This window comes from uncultured Cloacibacillus sp. (assembly GCF_963926575.1).
Classification (GTDB): Bacteria; Synergistota; Synergistia; order Synergistales; family Synergistaceae; genus Caccocola; species Caccocola faecigallinarum.
The window spans coordinates 370,155-396,746 of record NZ_CAWUXW010000003.1 but is presented as its reverse complement, the minus strand read 5'-3'; the positions used below and the strand labels follow the sequence as shown (position 1 = coordinate 396,746).

Sequence of the window (26,592 nt, the reverse complement as noted above, 5' to 3'; positions counted from 1 at the left end):
TTACCCCTCCAGAACGACCATCGCGACGGCCATGCCGGCCTCGTGCGATATGCTCAGAAAAACTTTCTTTATTCCCTCGTCTTCGAGGCGTTTTTTGAACGCTTCTGAAAAGTCAAAGCGCGGCCCGCGCTCCGTCCGCACGACCTCGCAGGAGTCGAGCCCCATAGCGCCGAGCCCCCAGCCTCCGGCCTTCGCGAGGGCCTCCTTGGCTGCAAAGGCGGCGGCGTAATGGGCCGCGGGGTCTCCGCGTCCCTCGGCGTACTCGATTTCGACCTTCGAGAAGACGCGGACGGCGAAGCCCTCGCGCGCGACGGCCTTCTTCATCCGGCCTATGTCGCACAAATCGACGCCGATGCCTAGGACCATGACGCTAGCCTATCGCTTTTCTGACGGCCTGCGCCTGCCACGGCTCCAGCCGCTTCTGCGCCTTCTTGAACTGCGAGCGCAGCTTCGTCTTCCACTTCGAGCCGTATATCTGCGGCGCAATCTTCACCGCTTTTGTAACGAGCTTTGAATAATAGTTGCGGTCGGTCGCCCATTTGCCGTGGCGCCCCTTGTAGAGCCCCGCGAAATAGAGCCAGACGTTGTCCTTCTGCTTCGCGGACTGCGGATAATCTTCCCTTATCTTCTTTGCGTAGTCTTTGAGGAACGCTTTCGTGCTTGAATATTTTCTGAAAGCGGAAACGCGCTTCACGTTGCGATTGCCGACGTGCTCGACGCTCGATTTATTATAGACGGGCTTGCGCGCCGCGCGCCACGCCTTGTCCGCCTTTATGCCCGCGCCGTTGCGCGCCTTCACCCAGAGCTCGCTCGTCCAGTTCGCCGTCTCGTGCGCGCTCTGAACGGTGGCGGCGAAGGGATTCTGACATTTATATTTTTTCGCGTAACGGTAAAACTCGCGCGCAGACATCGCGCTCGCCTGGCTCGCGAAGCAGAAAATAACCAGAAGCACGGCCGCGAAGCACACAGCAGCGCCGCGCGGCCTTGCGCGCCCGGTTGCTCTCAAAAATTTATCAAAGGCGGAATTTGAATAGAATCGTCCCATCTTTCAGGCTCCTTTTCATACAGACATGGCCCGCGCCGGCTTCGGCGCAGTCTACGTAAAAATGATATAGCAAGAGCAAACGCGAGACAAGACGACAAATTCGGCGCGAGGCGTCGTTTGTTTTTTGATTGGGAATTTATTAGGTTAAAGGTAAAAGGATAAAAAAATGGTGGATCGTACAGGAATCGAACCTGTAACCCCCTGATTAAGAGTCAGATGCTCTGCCAGTTGAGCTAACGATCCACACAAAAGAAGCTAGTCAATTTTAAAAAATGGTGGATCGTACAGGAATCGAACCTGTAACCCCCTGATTAAGAGTCAGATGCTCTGCCAGTTGAGCTAACGATCCATCAAAAAAGTGGGGTGAGTGACGAGAATCGAACTCGCAACCGCCGGAACCACAATCCGGAACTCTAACCAATTGAGCTACACTCACCATAACCGCCTGTGCCCTGTGCTATGAAAGTGGCGCGCCTGAAGGGACTCGAACCCCCGGCCCACTGCTTAGAAGGCAGTTGCTCTATCCAACTGAGCTACAGGCGCAACTTCACTGCCTCTGCCAAAGCACGCGAATTATTATATCCGAAAAAGCGTTTCTGTCAACATAAAATTCGCGGCCTTTTTAATTTGGTGCGGGAAAGGGGACTTGAACCCCTACGTCATGGACACAAGATCCTAAGTCTTGCGCGTCTGCCAATTCCGCCATTCCCGCACGCTTCACGGCTAGAAGAATTCTACATTGCATTCCACTTTTAGGCAAGGAGAAAATGCCGCCGTTCTCTCAGCGTGCCGGACGCGGTTTTCTCCGCCGGCGCGTTGCGTTCCGCTAATAGTTATCGTTGACTTACCGTTTTTCTGCAATGTAGAATGAAATTTGCGGTTGAAATTCCGCGTAGTTTCTTAGGAGGGGAAAATATGCTTCTGAAGGACGCCCTCATCGGCCAGACATGCGTCGTCGAAAAGATGAATCTGCCCTTCCAGCTTGAGCGCAGGCTCGAAGCGCTCGGCATGACGAACGAGACATCTGTCTCCGTCCTGAACAGGAAGGGCGACGGCATTTTAATCATAAAGCTCCGCGGGACGCGCTTCGCGCTCGGGAGCAACATTACCAGGAATATAGAAGTGAGACTCGCGCAATGAGCGAACAAATGACTATAGGGTTCATCGGGAACCCGAACTGCGGAAAGACGACTCTGTTCAACGCCTACACCGGGGCGAACCTAAAGGTGGCGAACTGGCCCGGAGTCACTGTAGAAAAGGTGGAGGGCGCGATAAAGGATCACGACGTCGACATCCGCCTTGTGGACCTGCCGGGGACGTACAGCCTCACCTCGTACACAATGGAGGAGACCGTTTCGCGCCAGTTCATAATGAGCGGCGAGGTGGACGTCGTCATCAACGTCGTGGACGCTTCGGCGCTGGAACGTAGCCTCTACCTCACGCTCCAGCTTCTGGAGCTCGGACGGCCGGTAGTGCTCGCGCTCAACATGATGGACATCGTAGAAAAACGCGGGATGGAGATAGACCTTCACCGCCTGCCGGAGATGCTCGGCATTCCGGTCATTCCCGTTTCGGCCCGCAAGCGCCGCGGCCTCGACGTACTTCTCCACGCGGCGATACACCACAAGGACCACGCGACGACGGACAGGCTCATCCATATCCATAAGTACACATCCCAGCACGCCCACGACCACCACTCGGAATTTGCGATGGTCTATTCCGACGCCATCGAGGATAAGATAGACCTGCTCATCCCGGAGCTCAAGAAACGCTATCCGGACCTGATCAACTACCGCTGGCATGCGTTGAAGCTGCTCGAAGGCGACAAGGAGATATGCGCGAAATATCCCGTAGAGCTGCCCGAGGTGCTCGACAGGAGCTACGAGTCGGACATCATCAATCAGAAGTACGACTTCATAAGCGAGATAATAAAAGAGGTCATGCTCCACAAAGAGCGCCAGGATATGCTCACGGAGAACGCCGACAGAGTTCTTACAAGCACGTTGTGGAGCATTCCGATATTCCTCGGCATCATGGCGGTCATCTTCTTCCTCACCTTCACGGTCGGAGACTGGATAAAGGGATATTTCGAGGCCGCCATCGACTGGATATCCGGCATCGCGGGCAGCCTGCTCGCCGCGACGGGCTCGGGCGAGGTCGTCACCTCGCTCGTCATCGACGGCATAATCGCGGGGGTCGGCAGCATCGTCACCTTCCTGCCGAACATTTTGATAATGTTCCTATGCCTTGCGTTGCTCGAGGACAGCGGCTACATGGCGCGTGTCGCCTACATCATGGAGGGCGTCATGAGCAGGCTCGGCCTCTCAGGAAAGGCGTTCATCCCGATGCTGCTCGGCTTCGGATGCACCGTGCCCGCGATAATGGCCTCGCGCGCGCTTGAAAACGAGCGCGACCGCTACAAGGTCATGCTCGTCACGCCGTTCATGAGCTGCAACGCGCGGCTTACCATCTATATACTCTTCTCCGAAATGTTCTTCGGCGACAACGCAATGGCTGCGGCCTACTCGATGTACCTCATCGGCATCGCGGTCGCGATAGCCGTCTCCGCAATCATCCACCTGCTCGACAGAAAGAAAAACGTCAACTATCTGCTCATCGAGCTGCCGGAGTACAAGACGCCCGACTCGCGCACAGTCGCGATATACGTCTGGGAAAAGGTGAAGGACTACCTCGGCAAGGCGGGGACGACGATATTCGTCGCGACGCTGATTATATGGGCGCTGCTCAATTTCGGTCCGGGCGGATATTCCGCGGACATGTCTAAAAGCTTCGGCGCAATCATAGGCAAGCTGCTCGTGCCCTTCTTCGAGCCGATCGGCCTCGGCTTCTGGCAGATAGACGTGGCGCTCATAGCCGGCATATCGGCGAAGGAGGTCGTCGTATCGAGCTGTGCCGTCCTCTTCGGCATAGTCAACGCCAGCTCGCCGGAGGGGATGTTCTCCTTCGCCCGCGAGCTCCAGGCCATAGGCTTCACGCAGTTCAACGCCTTCTGCCTGATGGTATTCTGCCTGCTCTACATCCCCTGCGCCGCAACGCTGAGCACCATACGCAAGGAATCGAACAGCTGGAGCTGGATGTGCTTCGCAGCCTTCTTCCAGCTCGCCGTAGCATGGCTCGTGACGTTCGCGGTGTACCAAATCGGCGCGATGATTTTGTAACGCGCGTCAGAACGGAAGCGGACGTAAAAGCTAAGCACTTGCGGAAAACCTCAAAAGCCGAGCTTCGGCTCCGATGACGGCATTCACAAATTGCCACGCCGCCGCTCTTGAAAAATCACGGCTTTGCCGATATAATATCTAACTGTTGCGGCGGGCGATTAACTCAGCGGTAGAGTGTCACCTTCACACGGTGGAAGTCGTTGGTTCGAACCCAATATCGCCCACCATTGGAAATACAGGACTTTCGGGATTTTCCGAAAGTCCTTTTTCTTTTTCGTCTACCGCTCGTCTACCTAACCGTATCAGAACCGTATAACCGCATACGTCACCCCAACCCCGCAGACAGCCTCGTCTCTGAACGGGTCATATCCACCGAAGAAGCCAATCGACCACGGCGAGCTAAGGCGCTCGTTGCGCTGCGCGAGCTTCTCGACTTCGCTCTGCCACGCTTTACGCTCATCCGTTACGGCGGTCTCCAGCGTTTCGAACTCAGCCGCTACCCGCTCGAGGCTCGCGTTCTGCGCGGCAAGGTACTCGCGCAACGCGCTCAGCTCCGCCGCCTGCGTTTCTATAAGCTCGACCGTGTCGCGCCCGTCGCGGACCGGCACGACATAGGCCGGCGCGGTCAGCTTATATCCCGCCGGTCGGAGTTCGACTTTCCCGGTATCGCCCCAGGATGCCGTTCCAGCGATCAGCGATACAAGCATCATCAACGCCAGCAACATCGCGCATGACGTTATTCTTCGCATTCTTCACCACCTCCGGCAATCTGTTCTTTCTCTGCTGCGCCTCTGTTATGGATTCGCCTATCTTTCGGGACGCGTCGTCGGTTACAGTCGCCTCCATGACTGGCACGTCGATGTGTTCCGCGTTCCTTGCATTGAGCCACACTGCCGTCACACAGCCGGCGGCGAATATGAGGACACCCACGGCAAGCCACAGCCATTTATGCTCGTTAAATATCTCTTTCAGGCTCACACTCATAGCATCCTCCTCGCGGCCGCTTCACGGCCTCGTACCCTGACTTCCCAGCTGCGGCCGCGAAGACGACGCCGCCGAAGTATATGCCGAGTTCCTTCGCGTTCGCCGGGATATCCTTGGACAGCAGCCACGCACCGACGAAGACGAGCATATTCACGCCCCACGTCAGTATCGCAAGCGGCTTCGTCCACGGCAAAGTGTTGAGGAAGCCGAAGAGCCTGCTAATTTTTCCGTCCTTCATCGTCTTTCATCCTCCCAACTTCGAGCCTCTGGTCGACAATCCTGTCTATCCACCCGCCGCCCTTGTGTACCGCTACGGCCACCATCGCGGCTATGCCGTAAGAGCCGAGGTCAAGTTCGCGGCCTATGCACGTCACGACGAAGGCTAAGAACATGTCGGAAATCATTCCGACTATCAGTTTCGTCAGCTTAAAGCGCTCTTTGCCGAGGTGCTTTTGCAAGAAGTCGACAAAAGAGGTAACGAGCCCCACCATAAGAAACGGGAATAGCAGCGTGAACACCCTGCGGCAGCTCTCGAAGAAGTCGCTTATCTCCTGCTGGCTCATGGTTTGCCTATTACCTCCATTATTCCGGCGGCTATAGCTTCCGCAGCGCGCTCCTGCCATTCATCGGAGACGAGCTTCGCGCGGTCGTTGTCGTTTGAGATAAAGGCAAGCTCGACGAGCACCGCGGGCATGTCGGTCTCACGCAGCACCGCGAGGTCTTTGGACTTGATGCCGCGACCACGGAGGCCGGAGGCCGGAAGCAGCCGGTCGTATATCGCGTGTGCCGCGCGCGTGGAGTCTGCGCCGCGGGAGGTGTGGACATAAACCTCCATGCCGTTGGCCGACGAGTTGGGCGCGCTGTTGCAGTGGATTGAGACAAACAAGTCGACCTCTGCGGCGTTGGCTATCCGAGCGCGTTTTGAGAGGCTGACATACACATCTGTGAAGCGCGTGTAGATAAGTTCGTAATCCGCGAGTAGGGTGCCAATTTTGAAGACTGTGTATAACGCGATGTCCTTCTCGCGGACGCCGCCTGCGCAGGCTCCTGGGTCTTTGCCTCCGTGGCCTGCATCGATGCAGATTGTTTTCATATCTGCGCCTCCTTTATATAGGTTATATTTCTCCTATTTGAGTTATAATATTTCCGGAAAGGATGTGATTGCTGTGATGGTAAACACAGACAACCTTATCTCAATAACCGAAGCGAATCAGAATTTTTCAAAGGTCACAAGGATGGTCGAGGAAAAAGGCGCGGCGGTCATTCTCAAGAACAACGTGCCGCGCTATATCGTCGTAGAGTTCAGCCGCGCAGAGGAGATGCAGGAGGCTTCGGACGAGGACGTCATGAGCATATCGAAGCGCCTTATAGAACAGAACCGCGAGGCGTATAAGGTGCTCGCACAGTGAGGACACTAAGCAAGCGCCAGATACTGATTCTGCACGAGCACCTTATCGCAGAGACGGGCGGACAGCCCGGGCTTCGAGACGAAGGGCTTCTCGAATCTGCCCTCGCCGCACCCTTCGCGGCGTTCGGCTCCGAAGAGCTGTATCCTACGCTCGTACAGAAAGCCGCGCGCCTCGGATACGGCCTCGTCCGAAATCACGCCTTTGTGGATGGCAACAAAAGGATAGCCGCGCACGCGATGCTCACCTTCCTCGCCCTCAACGGCGTCGAGCCGCGCTACACGCAGCAGGAGCTGTCAGACATATTCCTGAAGCTTGCAGCAGGAGAGGCGGAATACGAAGACCTGCTTGCCTGGATAAACGAACATGACTCAGACTCATAGATAAGCAAAAGAGCCCGACGCACTGCCGGGCTCTCCGCTGCTCATAATGTCGTTTTAGGTTAAAGAACTTCGTCGCCGCAGGGTTCTCCTGTGTCCCATTCCTCAAAAACATATTCCTCTTCGCACTCAGCAATACGTTCCTTAAGGCTCTTATGCTTACAGGCGTCCATCGTCATTCACCTCTCGCCTCCATTCTACGCCGTCTCCGTCACCTCCGTCCACTGCCAGAGGCCCGCGGTGTCCGGCGGCCAGACGCAGGCGGGCATCGTGAGATTGGCTTTGTAGAGCTTACCGTTGTAGCTGTAATACTTGCCTTCCTCCACGTCCATGCCGCCTATGTATGGTATGGGGTCGTCCTGCGTGCCCGTGGGTGTTTCACCTGTTTCTGGGTCTGCCGAGAGCGGGCGGTAGACTGCGAGTAGCCCTTCGCCGTTCGGCGGCTGGTGGGCCTCCGCCGTCACGCCGTCCGCCGCGACTACTTCGTAGACTACGCATTCGTGCTGGATTCTGCGGCCCTGCGGGTATGTCTCGCCCGCCGTCCAGACTGGGAAGAGTTCGGCTTTGGCGAGAAGGGAGAACTCCGCGGCGGTGAAGCTCGCGGTCTGTACGAGTGCCGCGCGGGACTTGGCTTCGAGGACGGCGTCGGCTTCGCGCTGGGCCTGCGCTTTGAGCTGTTCCTGCTTCTGCGCCTCGCGCATTTCCGGCGTTATCATTTTCGACCAGTCGATCAGCTGCGTAAGCTCCGTCATTCTTCCACCACCTCCGGTTCAATGGCCTGGTCTTCCGCACCGAGCTCATCAACCGTGACAACCTGGCCGGATTCGTCGACATAAATAGGTTGGGGAAAACGCTGCTCTTCCGTCGCGTTGTGCGGTATAGGATATAATAGCGTCAGTTCGATGACGTTTCCGCTGCGTGTCACGTCAGATACGATAAACTCCGTAGCGAATGCGTCCCGTGGCAAAGTCGCGCCGTCGACAAGCGGAGAAAGGTCGAAGGTTTGACCGTTTATCGTTATCGAGGAGCCGCTGACAGAGACGGATATGCTGTCTTCCCGCACCTGCGGGCTTAGGTTTATCTTGAACATTTCATCACTCCTTACACATAAGTTACACAGCCACGCGCCATGCAGTAGGTGCGCGCCTGCGTGGTTGTTGTTTGTATTTTTTGAAGCTGTTACACACTAGTTACACATAGACGCGTCCGCTTGCTCTGCGTCCCCGTTCGCTGCGCATTGTTGGTGCGCTGAGCGCGGGAGCTATTATAGAGCAAGGTAAAAATGCAAACGGTGAATATGTGAGATTCGCCAACGGGCTACAGATATGTCGTTTTTCTTCGGGGCGTCTCGGAGCTAGCTACACAGCAAGTGTAACCGTTACATTTCCTGCTGTATTTTCAGAGCCCCCCGTTATATTACCAGCAATAACGATAAATGCCGAAAATATTGATTCAAGTTTGGCTACGTCAACAATTTATGCCGTGAAAAACGCTACGACAACTACCACGTCTTGCATGATTGCTGCTCAAACATTGGTTGGGGGTAAACTTTACAACGGAGAGGCGAAACTTATCGCTATCGGCCGCTGGAAGGCGTGAGGGCTATTTCCATTTGCCGATGGCTACCACTTGTATCGTGATTGCTACTACGTTAAATGTCCCGCCAGTTCTGACACCTTCACCAAGGTTCTCACGATAATGAGAAGCGCCTGTGTTATATAAAATTGGGGCGCCATTGGAAAAGACTAAGCCGACTATTGAATATGTCTGATGGTCGGCATCGTCATTTAGAGCCGTAGCATTGACGATTATTTTATGATATGTTCCGACAAAAGCTGCAGGTGGCGTATACTGGCCGGCGTCCCAAATCGATTGATCCGGTGTTCTATTCATCCCCGTCAACGCAATAGTGCTCATGCAGATTTGCAGCCCATTCGCGAATCTAATCCAGTCTCCATTACTATTGGAGCCCTGCTCAATAATCGCTCCGTCGGCCAGTGCACCAACAATGCGCAGCCTGTCTGCCGGGACTTTATTCTCCGAGTCGAGCAGCAGCGTCCGGAGCACTTCCTCGAGCCCCGCCGCGGTGCGTTTGCTGAAAGTCATTACATCACTCATCTATCGTTACCCTCCTTACAACTAAGTCATCGATGATTGTGTCGGCAATTACCGTTTCGTCCGTCTCTCCGTCTACATACAACCTCACTCCTGCCTCCCGCGGGTGCACGTGGTCGCCTCTGGCGTACTGTGCACTCGTCCCTGCGCTGCCTACGTCGGCGGCGGGGAGCGGGGCGGCGGTCGAGGGCGTCATGCTCGCGGCGCTGCTTGCCGCTTGAGAGGCGGATTCTGCCGCGGCGTCCGCGCTGTCCGAGGCTGCGTCTGCGTAGCCGGAGGCGTTCGTCGCCGCGGTCTCGGCTTGTCCTTTGGCTGTCTCGGCGGCGGTTTTCGCGCTTTCGGCGGCGGTCTTGGCCGCTACGGCGTCGTCCTTCGCGTCCGCTGCGTCCGTCGCACTGTTCGCCGCGGCTGTCGCGGAGTCCGCGGCGTTCGTCTCCGAGGTCTCGGCGTTCGTGGCGGCGGTTTCAGCAGCCGTTTTAGCTGCCTCCGCGTCCTGTTTGGCTGATACAGCGTCGTCTTTGGCGTCCGAGGCCGACGCAGCCGACGAAGACGCGCTCTCCTTCGCGCTTTCAGCCGCCGACGCGCTCGACGCGGCTGCCTCGGCGGATGCGGCCGCTGCGTCCTTATATTCCTCAATTTTCCCGAGGTTGTCCGAGACATAGCCCTCAGTATCATCGGCGACGTCGCGGATCTGCTGCGCGAGCATCACCATGTTGTCCGCAGTCCGTTCCATATTCTCCGGCGTGAAGTTGCCCTGCGCCGTGTAGTCGTCGAGCTGCGTAAAAGGCAGAATCCTCTCCACACGGACGCTGTTCCCCACCGCAAACGGCTCGCCCGTCGCCGGAGCCGTCACATAGCCGCCGGAGACAGTAATGTTCTTCACTTCGCTTTCATCTCCGCCGGCGCTTATGAGAAACACCTTCACCGTCCCGCCGTCGATATAGTTGAACTCGACCGGCCACTTCCGCGTCTCTCCGTCGCAGGCATAGGTAAACCGCCTGGTCTCGCAAGATACCGTCACGACATCATCTCCCTTCCATATAAACAAGCGCCCCGTGCGGAGCGCTTGTTTCCTTATTCATCCTTCGGCTTGAAGCCGCTCCCGAGCACCAGATAGGCCCACGGTATGGCCTCGTCCTCGTCGTACCACGCCCAGAAGGCCTTCGCCGCCTGAATCATCTTGCGGTTCGGCACGCCGTAGCGGTACCCCGCCACCGTCGCCGCACCTTCCGCAATGTCGCCCCATTCGATATCCTCTCCGCTGAGCGCGTTGCCGCCCTGCTTATAGGCTATCTTCACAAGCCGCGCCACGCTGTCGAGAGCGCCCTGCGCCGGCGTAAGCTGCACGCCGTATTTGAAGCCGCCGCTTACGACGTTGCTTATCTCCCTCGCTATCGGCACTGTCGTGAACGGCGACAGCGCCACCCTCGCAGTCGTCCACTTCGCCCAGCTCCACATGCGGCTCTCGTCGTCTTCCGGCTCCGGCCCGCCGCCGCGAAGCAGCGCTTCCGCAACGCTCTGCGCTACAAGGATATAGAAGGCATAGCTCGCGAGGTCCTTCACGCGGTTTATCCCGTGCTCGTACTTCACGCGCATGATCGCCTCGTTCTGCATCTGGTACATGACGCGGAACCACGAATAGAACATCGTCGTCAGCTGCCCTATAGGCCCGGAGCGCTCGAAGGTCGAGAGGTCCGCTATCGTCGAGGCACTCTGCGTCTGACGTATGACCGAATCCGCGTAGGCGACCGCCTTCGCCTCGTCGCCGTAGCGCTTGAGCCCTATCTTGTAGCACTGCACCCAGCCCGGCACATTGCACATATTCTGGAACAGCGGATAGACGGATAGGAAGAAATCCGCGGCGCGCGAAATGCCGTGGTCGTTAGTCGTCCAGTTCTGCCGCAGCTTGCGCACCTCGGAATTGCCATCGTCCATCTGCTCGCGCATAAAGGCCGACTTCTCGCGCGCGAAGGCGTATGTCCTCGTATTCGGATTCAGCCCCTCGGCGATAGCCAAAGCCGTATTGACGAAGCCTATCCTGTGCGCGAGCGCGAAATAGCCCAGCGGCTGCATAAGCGCGCCGCCTATATTGCCGCCCAGCGCGAACATCGCCGTCTTGCTCTTGATTCCGTTTACTATCCTACCGCCGGAATCTGAGCCGGAGGCCACGCCGTTGTTCTTCGTGTTCGCCGCGATGTCGTTCAGCCATTTTCCGAAATTTCTGTATCCTCTGTCGCCGTAGACCGTCGTTATGACGCTTTTTATGGTATCGCGCCGCAGAATTTTCCATGCGTCGCGGATAACCGGGGCCATCTCGTAGTCGTGTATGACGTTCGCGACATGGTTGTCCAGCACAGAGAACGAAAGCAGCGGCGGCCGCCCCAGCACGTTTTCCGCTCTCGCCTTGCGATGGCCGCTCTTCGTATGCTTATCTAGGAAATTGCATGGCGCTGAGGCCATGATCTCCTGCCGCTCGTTCTGCGCCGCCGCCGTCTCCGAATAGCGCAGGTCCGTCACGATGGGATAATACCCGCCGCGGTAAGTGCCGTACTCCGTGACGACCGGCTTCGCCTCGACCTTCTCGATAGTCGTCCCCGTCATAAGCTCATGTACCTTCTTTATCTTCGGCCACATAGTATCGAGCAGGTCCCAGACGCCCTGGACATATTCCCAGTCCTTCCGCGACATCTTCGCCTTTATCTTCTCGATATCCGCGTCCGTCCAGCCCCAGCCGTCCTTCAGGCGCGCGAGGTTGTCCGCGTTGCCCATGTTGAGCGCCGCGCAGATGATATTCTCCTGCGTGAAAAGGCTCATCTTCTTTGTGGGGACGTGGAACACCTTGCCCGTCTCCCGGTCGGTGACGCGCTTGCACTCGCATACGCCGATATCCTTCGGCTTCATGTCAGCCTTGAAATCCGTGCCGTAGACGCGCAGCTTGAGATTCCGGAACTCGCCGAACATTCGGTTCAGCTCCGCATACTCGCGGCTCACAGCCTCGCGCACAGGGCGGAAGAAATAATCCTGCATCGGCCCGTCGTCCTCGAAGCCGTCCAACCCGCGGCACATAGCCTCGATAGTATTCAAATCGAGCAGCACGTCCGCGACGACGTTCGGATCCTTCCGCGCCACCGCGACGTGCGTATCGCCGTCGACCTTATCCTTGCCGAAATACTCCTGCGCGCGCTCGACCACCTTCTCCTCGATTCCGGCAAGCTCGATATTCTTCTGACGCGCAATAGTCTTCTTCTCGTCGCGTCCCGCCTGCATGATATTCTGGACGGCCTTGAAAGCGCTCTCAAGCTGATGCACGAAAAGCCCCTCGTACTTCATCTGAGTGATGCTCTGCGCTATCCAGTCGGGCATAAGCAGAGGCACGCCCGCTTCCGCCTGCTCCTTTATGAAATCTGAAAGAGACTTCGCCTCCTGAAGAATATCCTTCGGCGTAAGCGCCTCGACCTCTTTTTTAGTCCGTTTGGTGAAGTCGAACCTCGTCAGCAGCATATCCAGCTGATACAGAAACCTCGGGTCCATGCCAAAGGTCTGCTTCTGCTTGCGCTTCGCGTATCTGGCCATGCGCGAGCGGATATACTCGACGTTGCGCCGCGCGCGGTACATAGCGCGTATCATCTCGTGGGCGTAGAGTTCTTTCCTCCGAGCTTCACGGAAAGCCTCCTCGTCGAAATTCCGCAGGGCTTTGTCCGCCGCCGCTCGCGAATCCTTCTCAACGCGCACCCAGCCTGTGACGTTGTAAAGCTCTTGGATTTTCATACCGGTGACTCTGTTCCGCGCGTTCAACTTGGCGATATCAAGCGTGTTGCGTCTGTGTTCATTATTTAGGATGTGCGTTTTGAAGCCGCTCAGATAACGTTTCAGAGCGCGCTGCGTCCATTCACGATTTTTCTGCTCGATGAACGAAGCCTTGCGCCGCTCGTCCATCCTCTTATATTTCTCTTCAAGTTTCGCAACACGCCTCTGGTAACTGCCGCGTATCTCCTTACGCAGCGCGACAGTCTTTTGGTGATCCTCATGTGTCTTAGCTTTAAGCCGTTCGGCAGCGGCTTTATATCGGGCCTTCTCCTTGCCGGTTTTCTCTTCCGCCTTGGCCTCTATCCTTTTTATCCTCTCCGCGTTGCGTGCGGCGCGGCGCTCCTGCCCCGCGACGTGCTTTTTATAACGTTCGCGGTATTCGTCCATCACCTCGCGCCGCCCCTCTTCGCGCGCAAGGTCGAGCGGTGACTCCGGCACAGCCTCGGACATCAATAGATTGAAAAGCCCTGCCTCGCCGCCGACGTGAATCCCCATGCCGTCGAGCTCCTGCGCTATGTCGTCGAGGCCGCGCCCCTCCTTTGAGAAAAACGACGGCCCGTAGCGTTTGAGCAAGGCCTGCGCGTCCTCCTGCCCAATCTCGCGCGCGACGTATGAGTACCGAGGCCGCCCGTGCGCGCGCATCCACTTGACTACGTTCGTCCGAGACGCGGGGTCTTCGTTTTCAACACGCGCAGCCTCGTCGGCCTCGAATATCGCGCGAAACTCGGCTTCAGCCTCCTCCTCGCGCGCAGCAAGCTCGAGAGCCTCGTCGAAGCTCGCTTCCGTCTCCGCTGCGAGCCGCTCGCCGTGCTCCTCGTTGTCGTAAAGCGCAGCCTCAGCCGCCGCGTCCATAGCCGCCGGAGACGAAAGAGTGTCCGTAAACTCGCGCGCGACGATCCCGCGCACGCGCGCGTCCACCTCTTCTTTTATAGACCGCCGTCCGGCAATCGCGTCTATCATCTCCTTCGCGCTGTTGAAGTTAAGGCTGCGCGCCGCGGTCTCAAGGTCCGTCATGCCGTCCGCGGCAAGGCTGCCCTCCGGCATCGCGGAAAGCACCGTCTCGCTGAACATATCCATCACGGCCTCGGGATTGAGCCTCAGCTCCGGCTCTTGCTCCATCATTGCGAGAGCCTTGTACCCGGGTTCTGCTAGAACGGCCCGGAGCACCTGCGGGCGTATCTCCTCGGCGCGCTCCGCCATCTCGCGCCGCCGCTCCGGCGTATCCTCGGAGAATAGTATGCCCAGCACATTTTCCTTAGCATCCTCGTATGGGTCGTAAGAGATATCGTATTCCGGCTCCGGCTCGCGAGTAGGGGCGAAAGCCGCGTTCGCCTCGTCCGTTTCTCGCTCCTCTGCGTCCGCCGCCTCGCGCCGCGCCGCGATGAGAGCGTCGGTCTCGCGTTCCGCGCGCAGCTGCTCCACAGCCTCGTCAGTCGCGACCATGCGGCCGAACACGCCGCGCACCTCGTCGGACAGCTCCACGTCGAGCTCCGTCAGCGCCCTGTAAATCTCGCAAAGCCACTTCTTGAAACGCCGGAAAACGGCAAGCAGCTCGCGCGACGGCACCGGCGCTTTGCCTTCCATAAGATAGCGCTCAAAGCCGCGCGCGAAATACTCCTGCGCCGCGCGGTCGTAGGCCGCTCCGGCGACGCTCTTCCGCTCCATGCCCGAGGCGAGCCACGCGCGGAATCCCTCGGCGGAAAGCCCGCCGCGTTCGCCGTCCGGGACGAACTGCGCCGCCTGGCGCGCGATGTCCTCCGCGTTCTCCTCCCACCAGCGAGAGACAACTTTCAAATCCCTGTTCCACTCCGCCTCGGGCCCGTCCCACGTTGCTTTATTCTGCACAGTGTCCAGCGAAGCGAGATTCCGCAGATGCCAGAAATACAGATGCGCGAACTCATGCACGAAGGTAGAGCGGTCCGCGTCCTTCCCGAGCCGGATAGTGACGGGCGCGCCCTCGTACTGAGGGAAAGTGATGGAGCCGCGCGAGCCTGCGCCGCTTATCTGATAAAGCTGCAAATTGCCGCCGTCTCCGTCTTGTCCTATAATATTGTCAGAAGCTCCTTCTGCAGCTCGGCTAGTACCCGCCGCGGAGGCAAGACCGATGTTACCGGAAGGGGATTCTTCGTTGAAAGCTCCTTCCGAAGCTCGGCTGACAGCCGCCGCGGAGGCAGCCCCGATGGTACCGGAGGGAGCTTCTTCGTCCGCTCTGTTCAGCCTGCTTATATCGTAATGCCACATCCCGTCGGTATGCTTTTCAAGAGAAAGCCGCACATTGTAAAGCCTTGGAATGCTGTCGCCGGAACGCCTTATATAAACGGTGTTATCTAAGTAGCAGTATGCAAGAATATCCGCCTCGCCGCTCTTCCTCTTTTCCGCCATTACAGGAAAACTCGACGCCGCCGTCGTTATTTTCTACGAGTTTTCCGCTCTCAATCAGTTCCCTCAGATAAGGGACGAGATACAGCTTTTCTTTGTCGTTCCTTCTGATAAAAGTACTCTCAACGCCGCCTCTTCTCGAAAAACGCACCTCGCCCAAAACCGGATGAACGGCGGGCGGATTTTTCTGATTGCCTTCTGCGTCCAGCGTCTGGAGATTTTCGCGATACCATTCAGAGCTTTCTTTCTCAGCGCCTTCATCTCGTCTTTTTTAGAAACGTCAATGCGCCTAGCAGTGTAGTATCAACGAGAACAGGATTGTTATTCACAGGCGCGGCCTGATAATATGTCTCGGCGATATTCACATCCGCGTCGTCGAAAATGACGTAGTTATACTGCCCTCGCCCAAGTACCTGCTGTTCCCGTCGAGGTATTTTATTCCGGGAATACCTGCATCTTTAAGTAGCAGACTTGCCTCTCTGTCCGAACCGAGAAGGTCGCTCAATTCCTCGTAAAAGCTTCTGCCATTTCCGCCCCATAATTTAACCAGTGCATCATGCGGCATATCATGCACTGAGAAACGGTCTTTATTCTCTTCGAGCCCATGCGAGTCTGTTTTCTGACGCTTCGTTCTTCCCGTTTTTATAATATTGCCGCGTCGAATTTACGGCTTCCTCAAGCGATGAACCATAAAAGACTTCGTTCTTTATTCGGAGTATCACATGCGCGCCGTCGCCGCCGTACATCTCCTTAAGACCACTGCATCGCTGTCCGCTAAGCTATGGCCGTCAAGCAGCAAATCCTTCGGAAGCCCAACGCCTTTGTTTTCGAGCGCCGCGAAGACCTTATCGGCCTGCTCTGTGGGAACATCTTTATCCCAGAGCAGATAATCCCCGTCGTCAGGAATATCGACTTGATACAACGCGCCGGGATGTATTTTGTAATGCGCGAAAGTTTTATCAAACCATTCTATCGCTTCTGGGGACAGCCTTTTTGTTTCGCTTCGTTTATCGTTTTGACAGGATTACCGTGGTATCGAAAACGTGTCTAGTATCTCCATACAATCACGGTATAGCTGAGCTTTTTCTTTGTCAGAAGTTACCCGCTCCTCTAAATAATTCCACCATTCCTCTATATTGCGGCCATCGTACTTTATTTCAAATATATCTTCGTATTTCGGTCTTGTGAGGTTGTCGCGATACCACTCGCTGACCTTCTTGTTTCCCGCAAAGTACAGCCCCCAGCCGAACGCCTGCGCGCCCTCGCCCTCGCCAATATGTTCCGTGCTGAACCTGTCGAAGCGGAAGGGCGAGCCGTGCCACGCGGTTTGTTGGAACGTCAGCCCGGTAACCTTCCCTGCGTCGTCTTTCTCTATGACGAGCGGGAACATTCGCTCCATATCTTCGGCAAGCAAAGTTTTGCTGCCCCTCGCCTCTTCGTTTAACGCGGAATTGTACATACGCGCAAGGCGGTGATACGCCCTGCTCCTTATATAAGAGTCGGCCGCCGCAGTCTCGGCGTCTATCCCTTCCGCCTCCATCTGCATACGGCCCGCTTCAAATACGCGATTGGCCGACGCCTCCTCTTCCTGCGCAGCCTCCATAGCCGGAGCCATGCGGAAGAAGTCCTCTCGCCGTATCTCTTGGATGCTCTTGTCCGCCGCTTCGGCCTCCGTCAGCGTCATGCCGTCGCGAGCGAAACGTATATCCTTCGCGAGAGCGTCGTAAATCGCCCCGGTTTTGGATTCCTCGGCGGACTCCACTGCGTCGAAGAGCTTTGCGGCCGCGAGCTCCATCTCGTAGCCGGTCTGCATCGACTCGTTGTATTCGTCCTCCGTGACGCCGAGATAATCCTGCGCCCAGCTTGAAGCGTTCGCGTACTCCTCCGAACCGGGCAGAAGCCCCTGCTGGAAAAGCGTCTCCACCTTCTCCGCGCCGATATATGCGCGGCTGAGGTCCGCGCCGGCAAGAACCGCCTCGCGGTGCTCGCGGCTCATGGAGGGGAAACGTTTCAAAATCTTCGACGCGCCTATACGCTCCTTGAAATTGTCCATCTTCATATTGAACAGCTTCGTCTGCGCAGCCTCGAACTCCCTGCGCGTCAGCTCGCCGTTGAAACGCCCCGCGGCAAGCCCCGCGACCGGGCCGGCAGCCGAGATAAGCGCGAAGGAATACAAGGACGACACGAAAGTCTCCGTCAGCTCTGCCGTAACGTCGCCGAGCCTGCGCGCGTTATAGCCGTCGAGCAGCGCGTGCTTCTGCATCTCGTCGATCGTTATCGGCACAAGCTCCTGAAAGACCTCCGTCATAGACTCAGAAAAGACGTTGCTCCCCCCAGTAGCGCGCCGCCTGCCCGTACTTTCCGAGGCTAGGAAGCGCGGAAAGCCTCGAGGCGATATTCCTCGAAACTGAGGCCATAGTCTGCGGCGGAACCACGCGCCGCGCTACGCCGGTAAATGGACGGCCCGCGACAGTCCACTCCGTAAGCTCAAGAGCGCCGTTCACGGCCCCGACCGCAAGACTGCCGAGCCCCGCGGCGAAATCCGAAATATACTCGCCGTCAGCCCCTTTCATCATGCGCCGGTCGATAAGGTCGAGCCCCATCTCCGTCTTAGCCGCCTGAGTAAAAACGCCCGCCTTCGTGCCGAGCATCCAGCCGAAAGCAGCTCCCGCCAAAATAGCCCCGCCTACTGGAGTAAGCATAGAGCCGCCGACAGCAGCCGCGCCCAACGAACCGGCATAAGCGCCGAGCCCTGCTCCGGCGGTCGACATAATACCAGTAGTCCATGCGCCGCCCGCCTGCTGACCTATAAACTTCCCAGTCTCGTATAGCATGCCGGAAAGCCAGCCCTCCGGCTTCCTGCGGTCGAGCGCGAGAACCCGCTTCTCAAGCTCCACCCACTTAGCCTCGTCGGCGGGAGTGCCGAACGAATTGGAAAGAAACTGATTATATGCCTCAGTCGCTATAGCGCTCATCTCGTAGCCGGAAGACATACCTCTGCTGAACGAAGTATCCGCCGCCCAACGGTCAAGCTCCGTCAGCGTCTCAGAAACCATCTGAGCTACGGGTTTGTCGCGCAGGCGCGCAAGCTCCTCCGCAGAGATGTTGATGTCGAAATCCCTGCCTATAGCCCGCGGATTCATAACCGGTAGAGAAGCTATCATCCCGGGGCGGTCCTTCACGTCAAGCGCAGGCACGGACAGCCTCGGCGCAATTCGTTCGCTTCGCAGATAGGCGAGTTTGTCCTTATAATTCAGCCGCAGATACGAAAGGCTGTGCGTCACGTCCTCGATGTCAGCCAGCGCCTGAACGTCGTCATAGGCCGAAGCCATAACGCCGTCGCCCGTCATAAACGAAGCCGTCACGGGAGAAGCGTCCGCGAGCCGCTTCCAGTCCGGCGTCCCCTTCTCAAGCAGCGCGAGGCGCTTCTTCGCCTCGTCCGCGTACTTCTCGCTGCGCTCCTGCACCCACAGCGGCACGCCCACGCGCTCGGCGTTCCATATGCGCGCCGCCGACTCCTCGGGATTCTCCGTGACGTAACGCTCGTAACTGCGCTCAAGCTCGTCCACCAGCGGATTGACCGAAGAAAGCCCCAGCGCGTGAGCCTCGTCCGCCGAAAGCGCTGGCCCAACCATAACGCCGCTCCCCGTCCTGCTCCTCACCTCGTCGTAAACTCCCATAACGCACCTCCGGCAACAAAAAAGCCGCCCCGTAAAGAGCGGCATCTATTTATTACAATGCAATACAATGTATTCGTTTTATGCTATAATTCCGTTAAAGGATGTGATAACAATGACGCTTGCAACCATGTCAATAAGAGTAGAAGAAGAAACTAAACGAGAAGTCGAGGCCTTCTGCGCCGACGTAGGCATGAACCCGTCGACCGCAGTAAACCTTTTCTTCAAAGCCATGCTGCGAGAAAACCGCCTGCCGTTTGAGATAACGCGCGACCCCTTTTACTCTGAAACAAACATGAAACACCTGCGCCGCGGCATAGCGCAGCTCAACGCCGGCAAAGGCAAAGAACACGAGCTGATAGAAGACTAACCCCATGAAAAAAACATGGTGCGACGAAGCCTGGGACGATTACCTATACTGGCAGACCCAGGACAAAAAGACGCTGAAACGGATCAACACACTCATCAGAGACATCGAGCGCAGCCCTTTTGAGGGTATAGGCAAGCCCGAAGCCCTCAAAGGCGAACTGAGCGGATTCTGGAGCCGCCGCATAGACGAAACCAACCGCCTCGTCTACCGCATCGCTGAAAATGCGCTCGAAATACTCCAGTGCCGCGGTCACTACGAATAACAAATACTCATACTCTGTTAGAATAAGCTATAAGCCGGAGGACGGAACGGGCAGCCGTCGCCGCTCGCAATACGCGAGGTAGGAGATGCGGGAGCGCCGCCCCGCCCGGCTTATCCTATATCTTTCCTATCTTCTCCATATCTCAGCCTCGTCAGGCACCGGAGCCGAAATCGTCCCCATAGGTATGCCATCGAATCCCTGCGGCGAAACTTCCACAGGGCCGTCTATATCGACGCCGCTCCCGTCGGGGAAGAACAACTCGTGATACTGCCCGTCGGCGTCCTTGATATACCAGCTTCCGCCCACCTGTTCAGCTCCCGGCGGGATATAGCCGCGTCTGACGCGCCGCTCCACCGTGTTGCCGAGCCAGTTCTTCGTCGTACCGACGACCTCAGGCGCAAGTATCGTATCCATAAGCCCAATAGCCAGGTCTGGCGTTATCGGTCCTTTTTTATTCGGGTCGTTCTTCATAGCGTCGAAATAGTTTGTATAGATGCGCATCCATCTGCCCTGTTCGCCCGGGTCTTTTATCTTGGCCTCTTCCAGCTTTTTCTTAAAAATACCTGAATAGTTGATGTCCATCTTAACCTCTACGTCGGACGCGCCTTTGTTCAGCTCGTTGTAATATTTCCTGAACTCTTTTAATATGTCGCTTCCGACCCGCGCGCCGTATTTGTCCTTGAAATCGTTTATCGTTGGGCAGATCTCTAGAATCTTCCCGTTCTTCCTAAGTTCGTCGACCTCAAGAACGGCGTCCCAGTCTATGCGGAAGCCCTTGCCGCCAGGCGCGAAGTCTCCGATTCGGAAATGCTCGTCGCGCTCGCGCTCCAACGCGCGCCGCGCGCCGTTTGAAGTCCAGTCAACGGCTGAAATTGCGTCGTTCACAGCCTTCAGCGAAGCGCCCGCGTCCATCATGCCAAGGATGTCGTCCGCGGACTTCTCCTCGCGGAACTTCCTGTCGCTCCATTGCTCCCGCCAATACGACTCCGCCGCCGAAATACGCTTCTCTTCTTCGTCTCCGCTGTAATTGTCCCGAATATACGCCCTCGCGTCCGCAAGGCCGTCGAAGCCGTACTCCTCGAAAAGCAGCGGCGTATCCTGCTGAAGATGCGCCTCAAGCGCCGCGTTCCGCACGTCTGTCTCCAGCTTCACGCGCGCCTCGGGCAGAATTTCGCCCTTCACCTGCTCGAAATACTTCTCCGCGGTTATCGGGTCCGTCTGCATCCGGTTCGTGATTATGCCGGCGTGGAAGTCGCTGCGCAGCCCTTCGACTGCGATTCTCTGGCTCTCCTCGTCCGCGCCGCGCATGTAGAACAGCACGGCGTCGCGCGCGCGTTCAAAATTCGCGTTGAAATTCGTAGGCGTCGGGTCCTCCGCGACTGAGGCGATGGCGCTCTGCACGGTCTGCTGCGTCGTCTGCTTCGCGTATTTGCCCATCTCCTGCGCCTCGTAGACGCTCGCCTTCTCCTCTGCGGAGAGGCGGCTTCCGGCGACGGACTTCAAAAAAGCCTGCTTCTGCTGCGGTGTGCGGAGATTCTGCGCGCAGCGCTCGGTCACGACCTCGAGATACTTCGACGTGTCGTCGTAAAGCCCCTTCGCGTTGGCGAGCTGCCGCGTCGCCTTCATACCCTTCTCGGGGTCGTTGAAATACTGGTTGACATACTCGTGCCACTCGTTGGCGGCTTCCATAACCTCGGCGGCGTCGTGGTCCTCCTGCATTTTCACGAACCGCGCGCCCATAGCCGTGAGGATCTGCGCGGAAGAATCCAATGCAAGCCGCTCGGCCCGCGCGGACATATCGGCCACGCGCGCCGTCTCGCGCCCGCCCATTTCGTTCAGCTTCGCGCCGGCCGCCATAAGCTCCGCCGCCTGACGGCCGCGCTGCACTCCGGCCATGCTCATATCGCGCTGAGCGCGCGCCGCGGTCCCGTCCGGCAGTCCGCTGCGCAGCACGGCCTCCTGGCTCGCAAGGCTCATATCTGTTCCGGCGCGGACCGGCTGAAGCGCCCCGCTTCCCGCGCTTTTTCTGTAACTCTGCACCTTCGGCATAACGACGCCCCCTTAAATGCCGCCGTAAGTCTTGACCTTCGGGACGAAAGAGCCGAGCTTATACTCGTTCTTCTTCCACCAGTCCGAAGTCCCCGCGGAATACGAAATATCGCCCCATCCGTCCTCCGTCAGCATCGAATACCTGAAATCCGCGACGCCGCCCGCGTCCTTATTCCCGGAGGGCTTCACGGCGAGCATGCCGGCCGCTTCGCCCACGGAGGCGAGAAGCCCGGCATATCCAGCAGTCCGCGCAGCGCCCGAAGCAACGGAACCGAGCTGCCTGTAAGCGCCGGCGGATATCTGGCCGGACTGCAATGCGAGCTCCGCGAACCTGTTATACATATCGGCTCCGGCCTGCCCGCTTGAATAAGCCAGGTCGCCCATCTTGCGCATGTTGTCCGCGGCGAGGTCGGAAACCTCCGCGGCGTTTCGCAGATTCTCCGCCGCGATGCGGTAATTCTCGCTCTCGAGCTGCTCCGCCTCTGCGCGCATCCACATATTCTTCTGCTGCTGAAGCAGGCTGTACCTGTTCTTCTGCGCCGAAAGCCGTATCGAGGCGCTGTCGCTCTCAATCCCCTCGTCGGTCTGGCGCAGGATGTCGAGCGCGTTCCCGCTCTGCACGTCCGTGCCGCCCGCCGCTATGGCCGCGCGCTGCGTCCCGCGGAAAAGACGGCCCTCCTCGCGAAGCTTGCTCTCCGCCTCCGCGCCCTGCCGCACCGCGTCGAGAGCCGAAGCGCCGAGCGACGCCGCGCTGCGAAGGGTGTTCGCCTTATTCAGGAGAGACAGCGCCGCCTGCATATCGTACATGGAGGCGCTCCCGCGCTTCCCCATGCCCTCAAGCTCATAATTCACGGCGGCAGACTCGTACTCCGCCTGTTGAGCCTCCGCCTGCAAAATCATGTTTATGGCCCCGACCTTATACTGGCTTGAAAGCGCCGAAGCCTCTATCATCGCGTTCGTCGCGGCGGCTCCGTACTGGGCTTCCGCCGCGCCGCCGGCGGCACCGGAGGAAAGGAATCCGCCCACGCCCTGCGCGAGCGTCCCTATCGCCCCAAGCCCGCCGCTGCTCGCAAGAAAATCGCCCATCACATCCGCCTCCATTCCATACGCACAAGCGTCTCGCCCATATACTCTGCGCTCTCCGCTGGAAAGAAATCATGCCGCGCGAACAGCTTGAAAAGCTCCGTCATCCAACCTCCGGCCCAGCAGGTTAAATAGTCGTATCCTGCCTTTATCTCCCGAAAGAACACCGGCGCGGCGCGGCCGACTATCTCGAGCTTATACCCGCTCGCCTCAGGTCTGGACAGAGCCCAAGGAAGGCCGCACCTTCCCGCGAGCAGCCCCAGACGGCGCGAAACGCATGACGTGCGCTCAATCGGCGCGACGCCGCACAAAATAAGCGCCGTGCCGTCGTCTGAAAAAAAGGCGAAAGCCTTCTCGGAGCGCTCTATAGACAGCCGTATGCGCTCTTCTACAGACCCGCCGTCAAAAAAGGCCATCTCGCGCAGCTCGCGCTCACGGACATAAGGCGCGAGCTCTGAAGCGTCTGCCATGACGGCCGAGACCAGCCGCCCCCGTCCTTCGTAAAAAATGCGCCTATCCACCTTGTTTCACCTCCGCCATGACGGCCAGCACATTCATAGGAAGCGGATCGCGCTGCCGTATGCAGACTCGTCCGTTGGAATTCCAGTCAAACGGCAGGATGATCTCTTCTATCCCGCTCCAAAGCGGCAGGCATGCACCAGTCTGCGTTCCTTTATGCTCTGCAAAACGGTCCATGCGTTCGAAATTAGGACCGAACTCGCCTCCGCGCGAATCAAGCAGACGCACCTTGACCGCCGAGACCTTCTTCATAGTCCCCTGATAAGCCCCGCCGGAATTGGGGACTTCCACATCCAGCGTTTCAAGCTCGCTCGAATAAGCAAGCCCGACTGTGATCTTCGACGCCGAAGCGACCTTGCTCAGCTTCAGCTGCCCGTTTACGACAGTCTGCTCCGGCTCCACGTTGCCGTCGGCGAGCACAGAGACCGTCATGCCGTCGAGATGCGACAGCCCCGAGACTCCCGAGACCGGCTCGCCCTCGTAGGTCAGCCCGCAGTCCACATAGAACGAATCCTCGGCCTCTCCCTCCATCTTCGGAGAAAGCCGCTCTATAAAACGCTTGCCGTTCCGCAGCACGGAGAAATATACGTCCGTCTGCCCGTCGCCGCCGACGCAGCAGAGCGATTCGAATTTTCCCTGCGTCTCGTGCTGGTGCCATCCCGTAACATCCTGCTCCTTCAGATAAGTACATCCGAGCAGCACGCCGTCGTCGCAGATGCACCACAAAATGGAATCCGGCCATAATTGCCAGCCAAGGTCAATAACTTTTCGCTCTTTCAGCAAATGCCTCGAAAGCAGCGAAAGGATGCTCGCGGCATAGGCGTCGCTCTCCCATGCGTAACTCAGGTCGCGGATTTCCCTGTTTGTGCTTTGAACGAAGAAAACATGGTCGGCGAGCACCTCGGGAATAACGTTCGCCGCGCCGTAATAGCTCTGCGGCCGCGCGTCGAAATTCACCGGCGTGACGTTGCCGTCCGAGGACGATATCCTGTACTCAGTACCCGAAGTAAGCACAATAAGCACGTCCAGCGGCACCATCGCGAGAATCTCGGACATCTTGCGCGACACGAGCGTCCTGTTTATGCCGTCGTCGTCCTGTATGGGTTCGGAAATTCCGAACTGGTCGTAGCTTCCCGTCTTGCTCGCCCATATAGTCTGCGGCTGCTTCTTGCTCCCCGCCATATAAAGCCGGTCCTGGAAAAACGCGCCGCAGCGCGGAAAGCCGTAATCTCCGCCCCACGCGGGCTCGGCCCACAAAGCCGTCGCGACGTTCCACTCGCCGACAGCCTCGACCTCCTCGCCCGTCGCGACAGTCGCGGAAGTCACCGCGGATATGCGCACCGAACCTATCTTCGTATGCGCGAGGTTGTGAAGCTGTATAGTCATCTCCGAAGGCGTCTTCGTCGTCTCGCCGTTCGTCGTCGACTCCTTCATGTTCGTGCGGACGGTATACTCGACCTTATACTGCGCGAAATCCAAATCCTCGTTGCCGGAAATCGCGAGGTCCCTGTCCTTGTCTACCGAGAACTTGCGTATCGCCTGCCAGTCCCCGTCAGGGTACTTCCTGTAAATCGTCACGCTGCCGCTCCACCAGTCCGAGACGGTAGGCCCCTGGCCGGTAGTTATAACCTCCCAGTCGCCCCATATCGACATAGGGCCGAGCGTGCCCGAGACCTCCGTCTCCGAGGCCACCTCGTCCGTCTCGCTCTTCTCGGAAACGCGCTGACGTATGCGGAACTCGCGCCCGACGTGGCGCGAGGTGAAAAGCTCTCCGCTCGCCGTCAGCGTCACCGTCTCGCCGTCGTCTCCGACAGACGGCGTTATCGTTATCTCCGACGTATTCTCGTCCATATACGGCCCGCCCGAGGTGACGAAATCCGCTATCTCCCAGTCGGCATGTCCGTAGCGCACGAGCTTCTGCGGCTGGTGCGACGGATGAAAAAGGAAAACCGTGTCGGCGGACTGCACCCACGTTATCTCGCGCAGCTCGTCCTCGGCGTAAGGCGATTCAATCTCGTATATCTCTCCGTCCTCATCCGCGATCACTCCGTCGTGCGTCCAGAAGCGGATATAACAGTCTCCGAACTCCATCGCGTAAGTCTGGTTCGAAGCGTTCTTGTATTCAAAAGGGATAAGCCTGCACTTCTTAGCAGGATACTTCACGTCTCCGAGATAAATCGTCCCGGGACGGCGCGAAATGCCGCCGTAGACGTGACAGGTGAAATTCTTGAGCTTCGCCGCGGAAGACTGATACCTCTGCAAATCAACGCGCCCGTAAAGCTCCGGCGTAATCTCGCCGGTGACGAAAGAGCCCTGATAAAGATTCATATTTCCCGAGCCTCAAGCCACGAAGAGCCGCCGTCCATAGGCATATCCGGTTCGTTCGCGCATTCGCAGAGCGCGCGCCCCAGCGCCTGCAGATACATCCCGTTGCAGTTCGACGCGACGCCGTTGTCCTTCGCAAGCGCAAGCGCTATCCTCATCGACAAAGCCCAAGAAACAGTCTCGCAGAAGACCGCTGGCCACACCGACACGTCCTCGACGTCGGCGCGGCAATCGGCGAAAAGCGGCCCAGGCACATCCGCGAACAGCCGTCTCTTGCCCTCCCCGCATACCCTCACGTCATAGCGCAGCTTTCTGCCTGGGAACTCCTTCGAGTAAACGCAGTTGATATAAAGCGCCTCCGTCGGATACGCGTAGAGGAAAACTGGCTCGTCCTCGTATTCCTCGCCCTTCGGCAGCGGCACGAGCCGCACGTGCCTCCGGTTGAAGCTCCACGGATAAGCCGAAAGCAGATACTTCCTGACATGCTCGTAATAGCTCGCGCATATCCGCGCCGTCTGCGATTCGTCGCTGAAAGAGACGATGGGGGCCGCGCCGATATTCCCCAGCGCCATATTGCAGATGTTTATGTCCGACGTCATGAAAACCACCGCCTCAGGAAAAGATAAAGGCGGGCGAAAAGCCCGCCGTCGCCTATATGCCTACGTCCTTCGTCAGGAAGGCCGTCACGGTCGCCGCCGTAAGCGTCCCCGTGTACTTCACGCGCAGATACTTCTTCGCCCCGCGCGGCACGCGCCCCTTGAAAACGGTTCCGTCCGCGCTGCGCGCCGCCGCGGTGACGGACATCAGCGTCTCCGCGGAAGAAAAAGCCTCCGCGGAATCCGTCTCAAGGTCAAAGCCGAGCGTCCCGCTAACGTCCGCCGCGTTCACCACAAGCCACAGCGCGACATAGGCGTCGCCCGCCGCGCCCTGGTCCACGACGTTCGAAGAAGGCCCCGCCGCAGAAAGAGACTGCCCCTCGCTGAAAATAAGCTCTTTATCCAGTATCATCTCA

The 26,592-nt window shown here is 58.0% G+C and carries 27 protein-coding genes, 6 tRNA genes and 1 pseudogene; 8 read left to right on the top strand and 26 right to left on the bottom strand.

From position 1 onward, the window contains the following. The 7 genes from acpS to ABGT66_RS06970 all read right to left on the bottom strand — a co-directional run bounded on the left by acpS (position 1) and on the right by ABGT66_RS06970 (position 1,757). On the bottom strand, positions 1 to 366 hold the full coding sequence (acpS, locus tag ABGT66_RS07000; protein ID WP_346689749.1) for a holo-ACP synthase: 366 nt from the start codon (positions 364 to 366) through the stop codon (positions 1 to 3). 4 nt (positions 367 to 370) lie between these two features. Further along, positions 371 to 952: a glucosaminidase domain-containing protein gene (locus ABGT66_RS06995; protein WP_346689747.1), complete on the bottom strand. Its 582-nt coding sequence runs from the start codon at positions 950 to 952 to the stop codon at positions 371 to 373. A 260-nt stretch (positions 953 to 1,212) separates the two neighbouring features. After that, positions 1,213 to 1,288, bottom strand: a tRNA-Lys gene (locus tag ABGT66_RS06990). 30 nt (positions 1,289 to 1,318) lie between these two features. Beyond that, a tRNA-Lys gene (locus ABGT66_RS06985) sits at positions 1,319 to 1,394 on the bottom strand. 10 nt (positions 1,395 to 1,404) lie between these two features. Beyond that, positions 1,405 to 1,481: transfer RNA gene (locus ABGT66_RS06980), tRNA-His, on the bottom strand. Positions 1,482 to 1,511: 30 nt separating this feature from the next. After that, positions 1,512 to 1,588, bottom strand: a tRNA-Arg gene (locus tag ABGT66_RS06975). Between the two features lie 85 nt (positions 1,589 to 1,673). Further along, positions 1,674 to 1,757 (bottom strand) — tRNA-Leu (locus ABGT66_RS06970). A 203-nt stretch (positions 1,758 to 1,960) separates the two neighbouring features. Between ABGT66_RS06970 and ABGT66_RS06965 the strand changes: the two genes are divergently transcribed. The 3 genes from ABGT66_RS06965 (at position 1,961) to ABGT66_RS06955 (ending at position 4,451) form a co-directional block, all read left to right on the top strand. Next, the gene (locus ABGT66_RS06965; RefSeq protein WP_294191837.1) at positions 1,961 to 2,185 is read left to right on the top strand and encodes a FeoA family protein; all 225 of its coding nucleotides are present in this window, start codon (positions 1,961 to 1,963) and stop codon (positions 2,183 to 2,185) included. After that, the gene (gene feoB, locus ABGT66_RS06960; protein ID WP_346689745.1) at positions 2,182 to 4,224 is read left to right on the top strand and encodes a ferrous iron transport protein B; all 2,043 of its coding nucleotides are present in this window, start codon (positions 2,182 to 2,184) and stop codon (positions 4,222 to 4,224) included. The genes ABGT66_RS06965 and feoB overlap by 4 nt, the downstream gene beginning before the upstream one ends. A 152-nt stretch (positions 4,225 to 4,376) precedes the next feature. Next, positions 4,377 to 4,451, top strand: a tRNA-Val gene (locus ABGT66_RS06955). Between the two features lie 75 nt (positions 4,452 to 4,526). Here the strand turns inward: ABGT66_RS06955 and ABGT66_RS06950 are convergent. Genes ABGT66_RS06950 through ABGT66_RS06930 form a run of 5 tightly spaced genes read right to left on the bottom strand, consistent with a single transcriptional unit; the run spans position 4,527 to position 6,301 of the window. Then, positions 4,527 to 4,937: a hypothetical protein gene (locus ABGT66_RS06950; protein WP_346689743.1), complete on the bottom strand. Its 411-nt coding sequence runs from the start codon at positions 4,935 to 4,937 to the stop codon at positions 4,527 to 4,529. Continuing rightward, complete coding sequence (locus tag ABGT66_RS06945; RefSeq protein ID WP_346689742.1) at positions 4,855 to 5,202, bottom strand: hypothetical protein; 348 nt, start codon at positions 5,200 to 5,202, stop codon at positions 4,855 to 4,857. Before ABGT66_RS06945 ends, ABGT66_RS06950 begins: the two co-directional genes overlap by 83 nt. Then, entirely contained in the window at positions 5,180 to 5,446 is a 267-nt protein-coding gene (locus tag ABGT66_RS06940) for a hypothetical protein (RefSeq protein ID WP_346689740.1), read from the bottom strand. Before ABGT66_RS06940 ends, ABGT66_RS06945 begins: the two co-directional genes overlap by 23 nt. Next, positions 5,427 to 5,771: a hypothetical protein gene (locus ABGT66_RS06935; protein WP_346689739.1), complete on the bottom strand. Its 345-nt coding sequence runs from the start codon at positions 5,769 to 5,771 to the stop codon at positions 5,427 to 5,429. The genes ABGT66_RS06940 and ABGT66_RS06935 overlap by 20 nt, the downstream gene beginning before the upstream one ends. Then, on the bottom strand, positions 5,768 to 6,301 hold the full coding sequence (locus ABGT66_RS06930) for an N-acetylmuramoyl-L-alanine amidase (RefSeq protein ID WP_346689737.1): 534 nt from the start codon (positions 6,299 to 6,301) through the stop codon (positions 5,768 to 5,770). The genes ABGT66_RS06935 and ABGT66_RS06930 overlap by 4 nt, the downstream gene beginning before the upstream one ends. A gap of 76 nt (positions 6,302 to 6,377) precedes the next feature. On the opposite strand from ABGT66_RS06930, the gene ABGT66_RS06925 reads away from it, so the two are divergent. Continuing rightward, positions 6,378 to 6,617 carry a type II toxin-antitoxin system Phd/YefM family antitoxin gene (locus ABGT66_RS06925; RefSeq protein WP_346690452.1) on the top strand — a complete coding sequence of 80 codons (240 nt, stop codon included), beginning with the start codon at positions 6,378 to 6,380 and terminating at the stop codon, positions 6,615 to 6,617. Further along, positions 6,614 to 6,997: a type II toxin-antitoxin system death-on-curing family toxin gene (locus ABGT66_RS06920; protein WP_346689735.1), complete on the top strand. Its 384-nt coding sequence runs from the start codon at positions 6,614 to 6,616 to the stop codon at positions 6,995 to 6,997. The genes ABGT66_RS06925 and ABGT66_RS06920 overlap by 4 nt, the downstream gene beginning before the upstream one ends. 194 nt (positions 6,998 to 7,191) lie before the next feature. Here the strand turns inward: ABGT66_RS06920 and ABGT66_RS06915 are convergent, their stop codons facing one another. The 6 genes and pseudogenes from ABGT66_RS06915 to ABGT66_RS06890 form a co-directional block, all read right to left on the bottom strand. Continuing rightward, positions 7,192 to 7,746, bottom strand: coding sequence for a hypothetical protein (locus ABGT66_RS06915; protein WP_346689734.1), 555 nt, complete (start codon positions 7,744 to 7,746; stop codon positions 7,192 to 7,194). Continuing rightward, positions 7,743 to 8,084: a hypothetical protein gene (locus ABGT66_RS06910; protein ID WP_346689732.1), complete on the bottom strand. Its 342-nt coding sequence runs from the start codon at positions 8,082 to 8,084 to the stop codon at positions 7,743 to 7,745. Before ABGT66_RS06910 ends, ABGT66_RS06915 begins: the two co-directional genes overlap by 4 nt. Positions 8,085 to 8,596: 512 nt before the next feature. Beyond that, a complete protein-coding gene (locus ABGT66_RS06905; RefSeq protein WP_346689730.1) occupies positions 8,597 to 9,112 on the bottom strand; it encodes a hypothetical protein in 516 nt (171 codons plus the stop codon). Next, entirely contained in the window at positions 9,105 to 10,130 is a 1,026-nt protein-coding gene (locus ABGT66_RS06900; protein WP_346689728.1) for a hypothetical protein, read from the bottom strand. The genes ABGT66_RS06905 and ABGT66_RS06900 overlap by 8 nt, the downstream gene beginning before the upstream one ends. 53 nt (positions 10,131 to 10,183) lie before the next feature. Beyond that, positions 10,184 to 14,935 (bottom strand): hypothetical protein, encoded by a 4,752-nt coding sequence (locus tag ABGT66_RS06895; RefSeq protein ID WP_346689727.1) that lies wholly within the window; start codon positions 14,933 to 14,935, stop codon positions 10,184 to 10,186. Between the two features lie 304 nt (positions 14,936 to 15,239). Next, a pseudogene (locus ABGT66_RS06890) lies at positions 15,240 to 15,530 on the bottom strand (hypothetical protein); the annotation flags it as partial. 546 nt (positions 15,531 to 16,076) lie between these two features. On the opposite strand from ABGT66_RS06890, the gene ABGT66_RS06885 reads away from it, so the two are divergent. Continuing rightward, complete coding sequence (locus ABGT66_RS06885; protein ID WP_346689725.1) at positions 16,077 to 16,346, top strand: hypothetical protein; 270 nt, start codon at positions 16,077 to 16,079, stop codon at positions 16,344 to 16,346. Here the strand turns inward: ABGT66_RS06885 and ABGT66_RS06880 are convergent. Further along, positions 16,320 to 17,603, bottom strand: coding sequence for a hypothetical protein (locus ABGT66_RS06880; protein ID WP_346689723.1), 1,284 nt, complete (start codon positions 17,601 to 17,603; stop codon positions 16,320 to 16,322). The two genes, ABGT66_RS06885 and ABGT66_RS06880, sit on opposite strands and share 27 nt — an antisense overlap. A gap of 4 nt (positions 17,604 to 17,607) precedes the next feature. Further along, positions 17,608 to 18,975 (bottom strand): hypothetical protein, encoded by a 1,368-nt coding sequence (locus ABGT66_RS06875; RefSeq protein ID WP_346689722.1) that lies wholly within the window; start codon positions 18,973 to 18,975, stop codon positions 17,608 to 17,610. Between the two features lie 67 nt (positions 18,976 to 19,042). Here ABGT66_RS06875 and ABGT66_RS06870 point away from each other — a divergent pair, with 67 nt between their 5' ends. Together ABGT66_RS06870 and ABGT66_RS06865 are read left to right on the top strand one after the other, a co-directional pair. Next, a complete protein-coding gene (locus ABGT66_RS06870; RefSeq protein WP_346689720.1) occupies positions 19,043 to 19,342 on the top strand; it encodes a type II toxin-antitoxin system RelB/DinJ family antitoxin in 300 nt (99 codons plus the stop codon). Between the two features lie 4 nt (positions 19,343 to 19,346). Then, positions 19,347 to 19,604 carry a Txe/YoeB family addiction module toxin gene (locus ABGT66_RS06865; protein ID WP_300260367.1) on the top strand — a complete coding sequence of 86 codons (258 nt, stop codon included), beginning with the start codon at positions 19,347 to 19,349 and terminating at the stop codon, positions 19,602 to 19,604. A 126-nt stretch (positions 19,605 to 19,730) separates the two neighbouring features. Here ABGT66_RS06865 and ABGT66_RS06860 read toward each other — a convergent pair whose 3' ends face one another. Genes ABGT66_RS06860 through ABGT66_RS06835 form a run of 6 tightly spaced genes read right to left on the bottom strand, consistent with a single transcriptional unit; the run spans position 19,731 to position 26,588 of the window. Then, positions 19,731 to 21,653: a hypothetical protein gene (locus ABGT66_RS06860; protein ID WP_346689719.1), complete on the bottom strand. Its 1,923-nt coding sequence runs from the start codon at positions 21,651 to 21,653 to the stop codon at positions 19,731 to 19,733. A gap of 12 nt (positions 21,654 to 21,665) precedes the next feature. Then, positions 21,666 to 22,739 carry a hypothetical protein gene (locus tag ABGT66_RS06855; protein ID WP_346689718.1) on the bottom strand — a complete coding sequence of 358 codons (1,074 nt, stop codon included), beginning with the start codon at positions 22,737 to 22,739 and terminating at the stop codon, positions 21,666 to 21,668. After that, positions 22,739 to 23,257, bottom strand: a complete 519-nt coding sequence (locus ABGT66_RS06850; RefSeq protein WP_346689716.1) for a hypothetical protein — start codon at positions 23,255 to 23,257, stop codon at positions 22,739 to 22,741. Before ABGT66_RS06850 ends, ABGT66_RS06855 begins: the two co-directional genes overlap by 1 nt. Next, a complete protein-coding gene (locus tag ABGT66_RS06845) occupies positions 23,250 to 25,583 on the bottom strand; it encodes a hypothetical protein (RefSeq protein WP_346689714.1) in 2,334 nt (777 codons plus the stop codon). The genes ABGT66_RS06850 and ABGT66_RS06845 overlap by 8 nt, the downstream gene beginning before the upstream one ends. Then, positions 25,580 to 26,179: a hypothetical protein gene (locus ABGT66_RS06840; RefSeq protein ID WP_346689713.1), complete on the bottom strand. Its 600-nt coding sequence runs from the start codon at positions 26,177 to 26,179 to the stop codon at positions 25,580 to 25,582. Before ABGT66_RS06840 ends, ABGT66_RS06845 begins: the two co-directional genes overlap by 4 nt. A gap of 52 nt (positions 26,180 to 26,231) precedes the next feature. Then, positions 26,232 to 26,588, bottom strand: coding sequence for a Bbp16 family capsid cement protein (locus ABGT66_RS06835; protein ID WP_346689712.1), 357 nt, complete (start codon positions 26,586 to 26,588; stop codon positions 26,232 to 26,234). Positions 26,589 to 26,592 lie beyond the last annotated feature (4 nt).

Excerpts from the sequence above, each read along its gene's own strand:
- ABGT66_RS06880 (WP_346689723.1), bottom strand. The coding sequence starts at position 17,603 with ATGACGGAGGTCTTTCAGGAGCTTGTGCCGATAACGATCGACGAGATG.
- ABGT66_RS06925 (WP_346690452.1), top strand. The coding sequence starts at position 6,378 with ATGGTAAACACAGACAACCTTATCTCAATAACCGAAGCGAATCAGAAT.
- ABGT66_RS06845 (WP_346689714.1), bottom strand. The coding sequence starts at position 25,583 with ATGAATCTTTATCAGGGCTCTTTCGTCACCGGCGAGATTACGCCGGAG.
- ABGT66_RS06870 (WP_346689720.1), top strand. The coding sequence starts at position 19,043 with ATGTATTCGTTTTATGCTATAATTCCGTTAAAGGATGTGATAACAATG.
- ABGT66_RS06935 (WP_346689739.1), bottom strand. The coding sequence starts at position 5,771 with ATGAGCCAGCAGGAGATAAGCGACTTCTTCGAGAGCTGCCGCAGGGTG.
- acpS (WP_346689749.1), bottom strand. The coding sequence starts at position 366 with ATGGTCCTAGGCATCGGCGTCGATTTGTGCGACATAGGCCGGATGAAG.
- ABGT66_RS06885 (WP_346689725.1), top strand. The coding sequence starts at position 16,077 with ATGGCCGTCAAGCAGCAAATCCTTCGGAAGCCCAACGCCTTTGTTTTC.
- ABGT66_RS06930 (WP_346689737.1), bottom strand. The coding sequence starts at position 6,301 with ATGAAAACAATCTGCATCGATGCAGGCCACGGAGGCAAAGACCCAGGA.
- ABGT66_RS06875 (WP_346689722.1), bottom strand. The coding sequence starts at position 18,975 with ATGGGAGTTTACGACGAGGTGAGGAGCAGGACGGGGAGCGGCGTTATG.
- ABGT66_RS06940 (WP_346689740.1), bottom strand. The coding sequence starts at position 5,446 with ATGAAGGACGGAAAAATTAGCAGGCTCTTCGGCTTCCTCAACACTTTG.
- ABGT66_RS06915 (WP_346689734.1), bottom strand. The coding sequence starts at position 7,746 with ATGACGGAGCTTACGCAGCTGATCGACTGGTCGAAAATGATAACGCCG.
- ABGT66_RS06860 (WP_346689719.1), bottom strand. The coding sequence starts at position 21,653 with ATGCCGAAGGTGCAGAGTTACAGAAAAAGCGCGGGAAGCGGGGCGCTT.
- ABGT66_RS06965 (WP_294191837.1), top strand. The coding sequence starts at position 1,961 with ATGCTTCTGAAGGACGCCCTCATCGGCCAGACATGCGTCGTCGAAAAG.
- ABGT66_RS06840 (WP_346689713.1), bottom strand. The coding sequence starts at position 26,179 with ATGACGTCGGACATAAACATCTGCAATATGGCGCTGGGGAATATCGGC.
- ABGT66_RS06865 (WP_300260367.1), top strand. The coding sequence starts at position 19,347 with ATGAAAAAAACATGGTGCGACGAAGCCTGGGACGATTACCTATACTGG.
- ABGT66_RS06855 (WP_346689718.1), bottom strand. The coding sequence starts at position 22,739 with ATGGGCGATTTTCTTGCGAGCAGCGGCGGGCTTGGGGCGATAGGGACG.
- ABGT66_RS06905 (WP_346689730.1), bottom strand. The coding sequence starts at position 9,112 with ATGAGTGATGTAATGACTTTCAGCAAACGCACCGCGGCGGGGCTCGAG.
- feoB (WP_346689745.1), top strand. The coding sequence starts at position 2,182 with ATGAGCGAACAAATGACTATAGGGTTCATCGGGAACCCGAACTGCGGA.
- ABGT66_RS06910 (WP_346689732.1), bottom strand. The coding sequence starts at position 8,084 with ATGTTCAAGATAAACCTAAGCCCGCAGGTGCGGGAAGACAGCATATCC.
- ABGT66_RS06835 (WP_346689712.1), bottom strand. The coding sequence starts at position 26,588 with ATGATACTGGATAAAGAGCTTATTTTCAGCGAGGGGCAGTCTCTTTCT.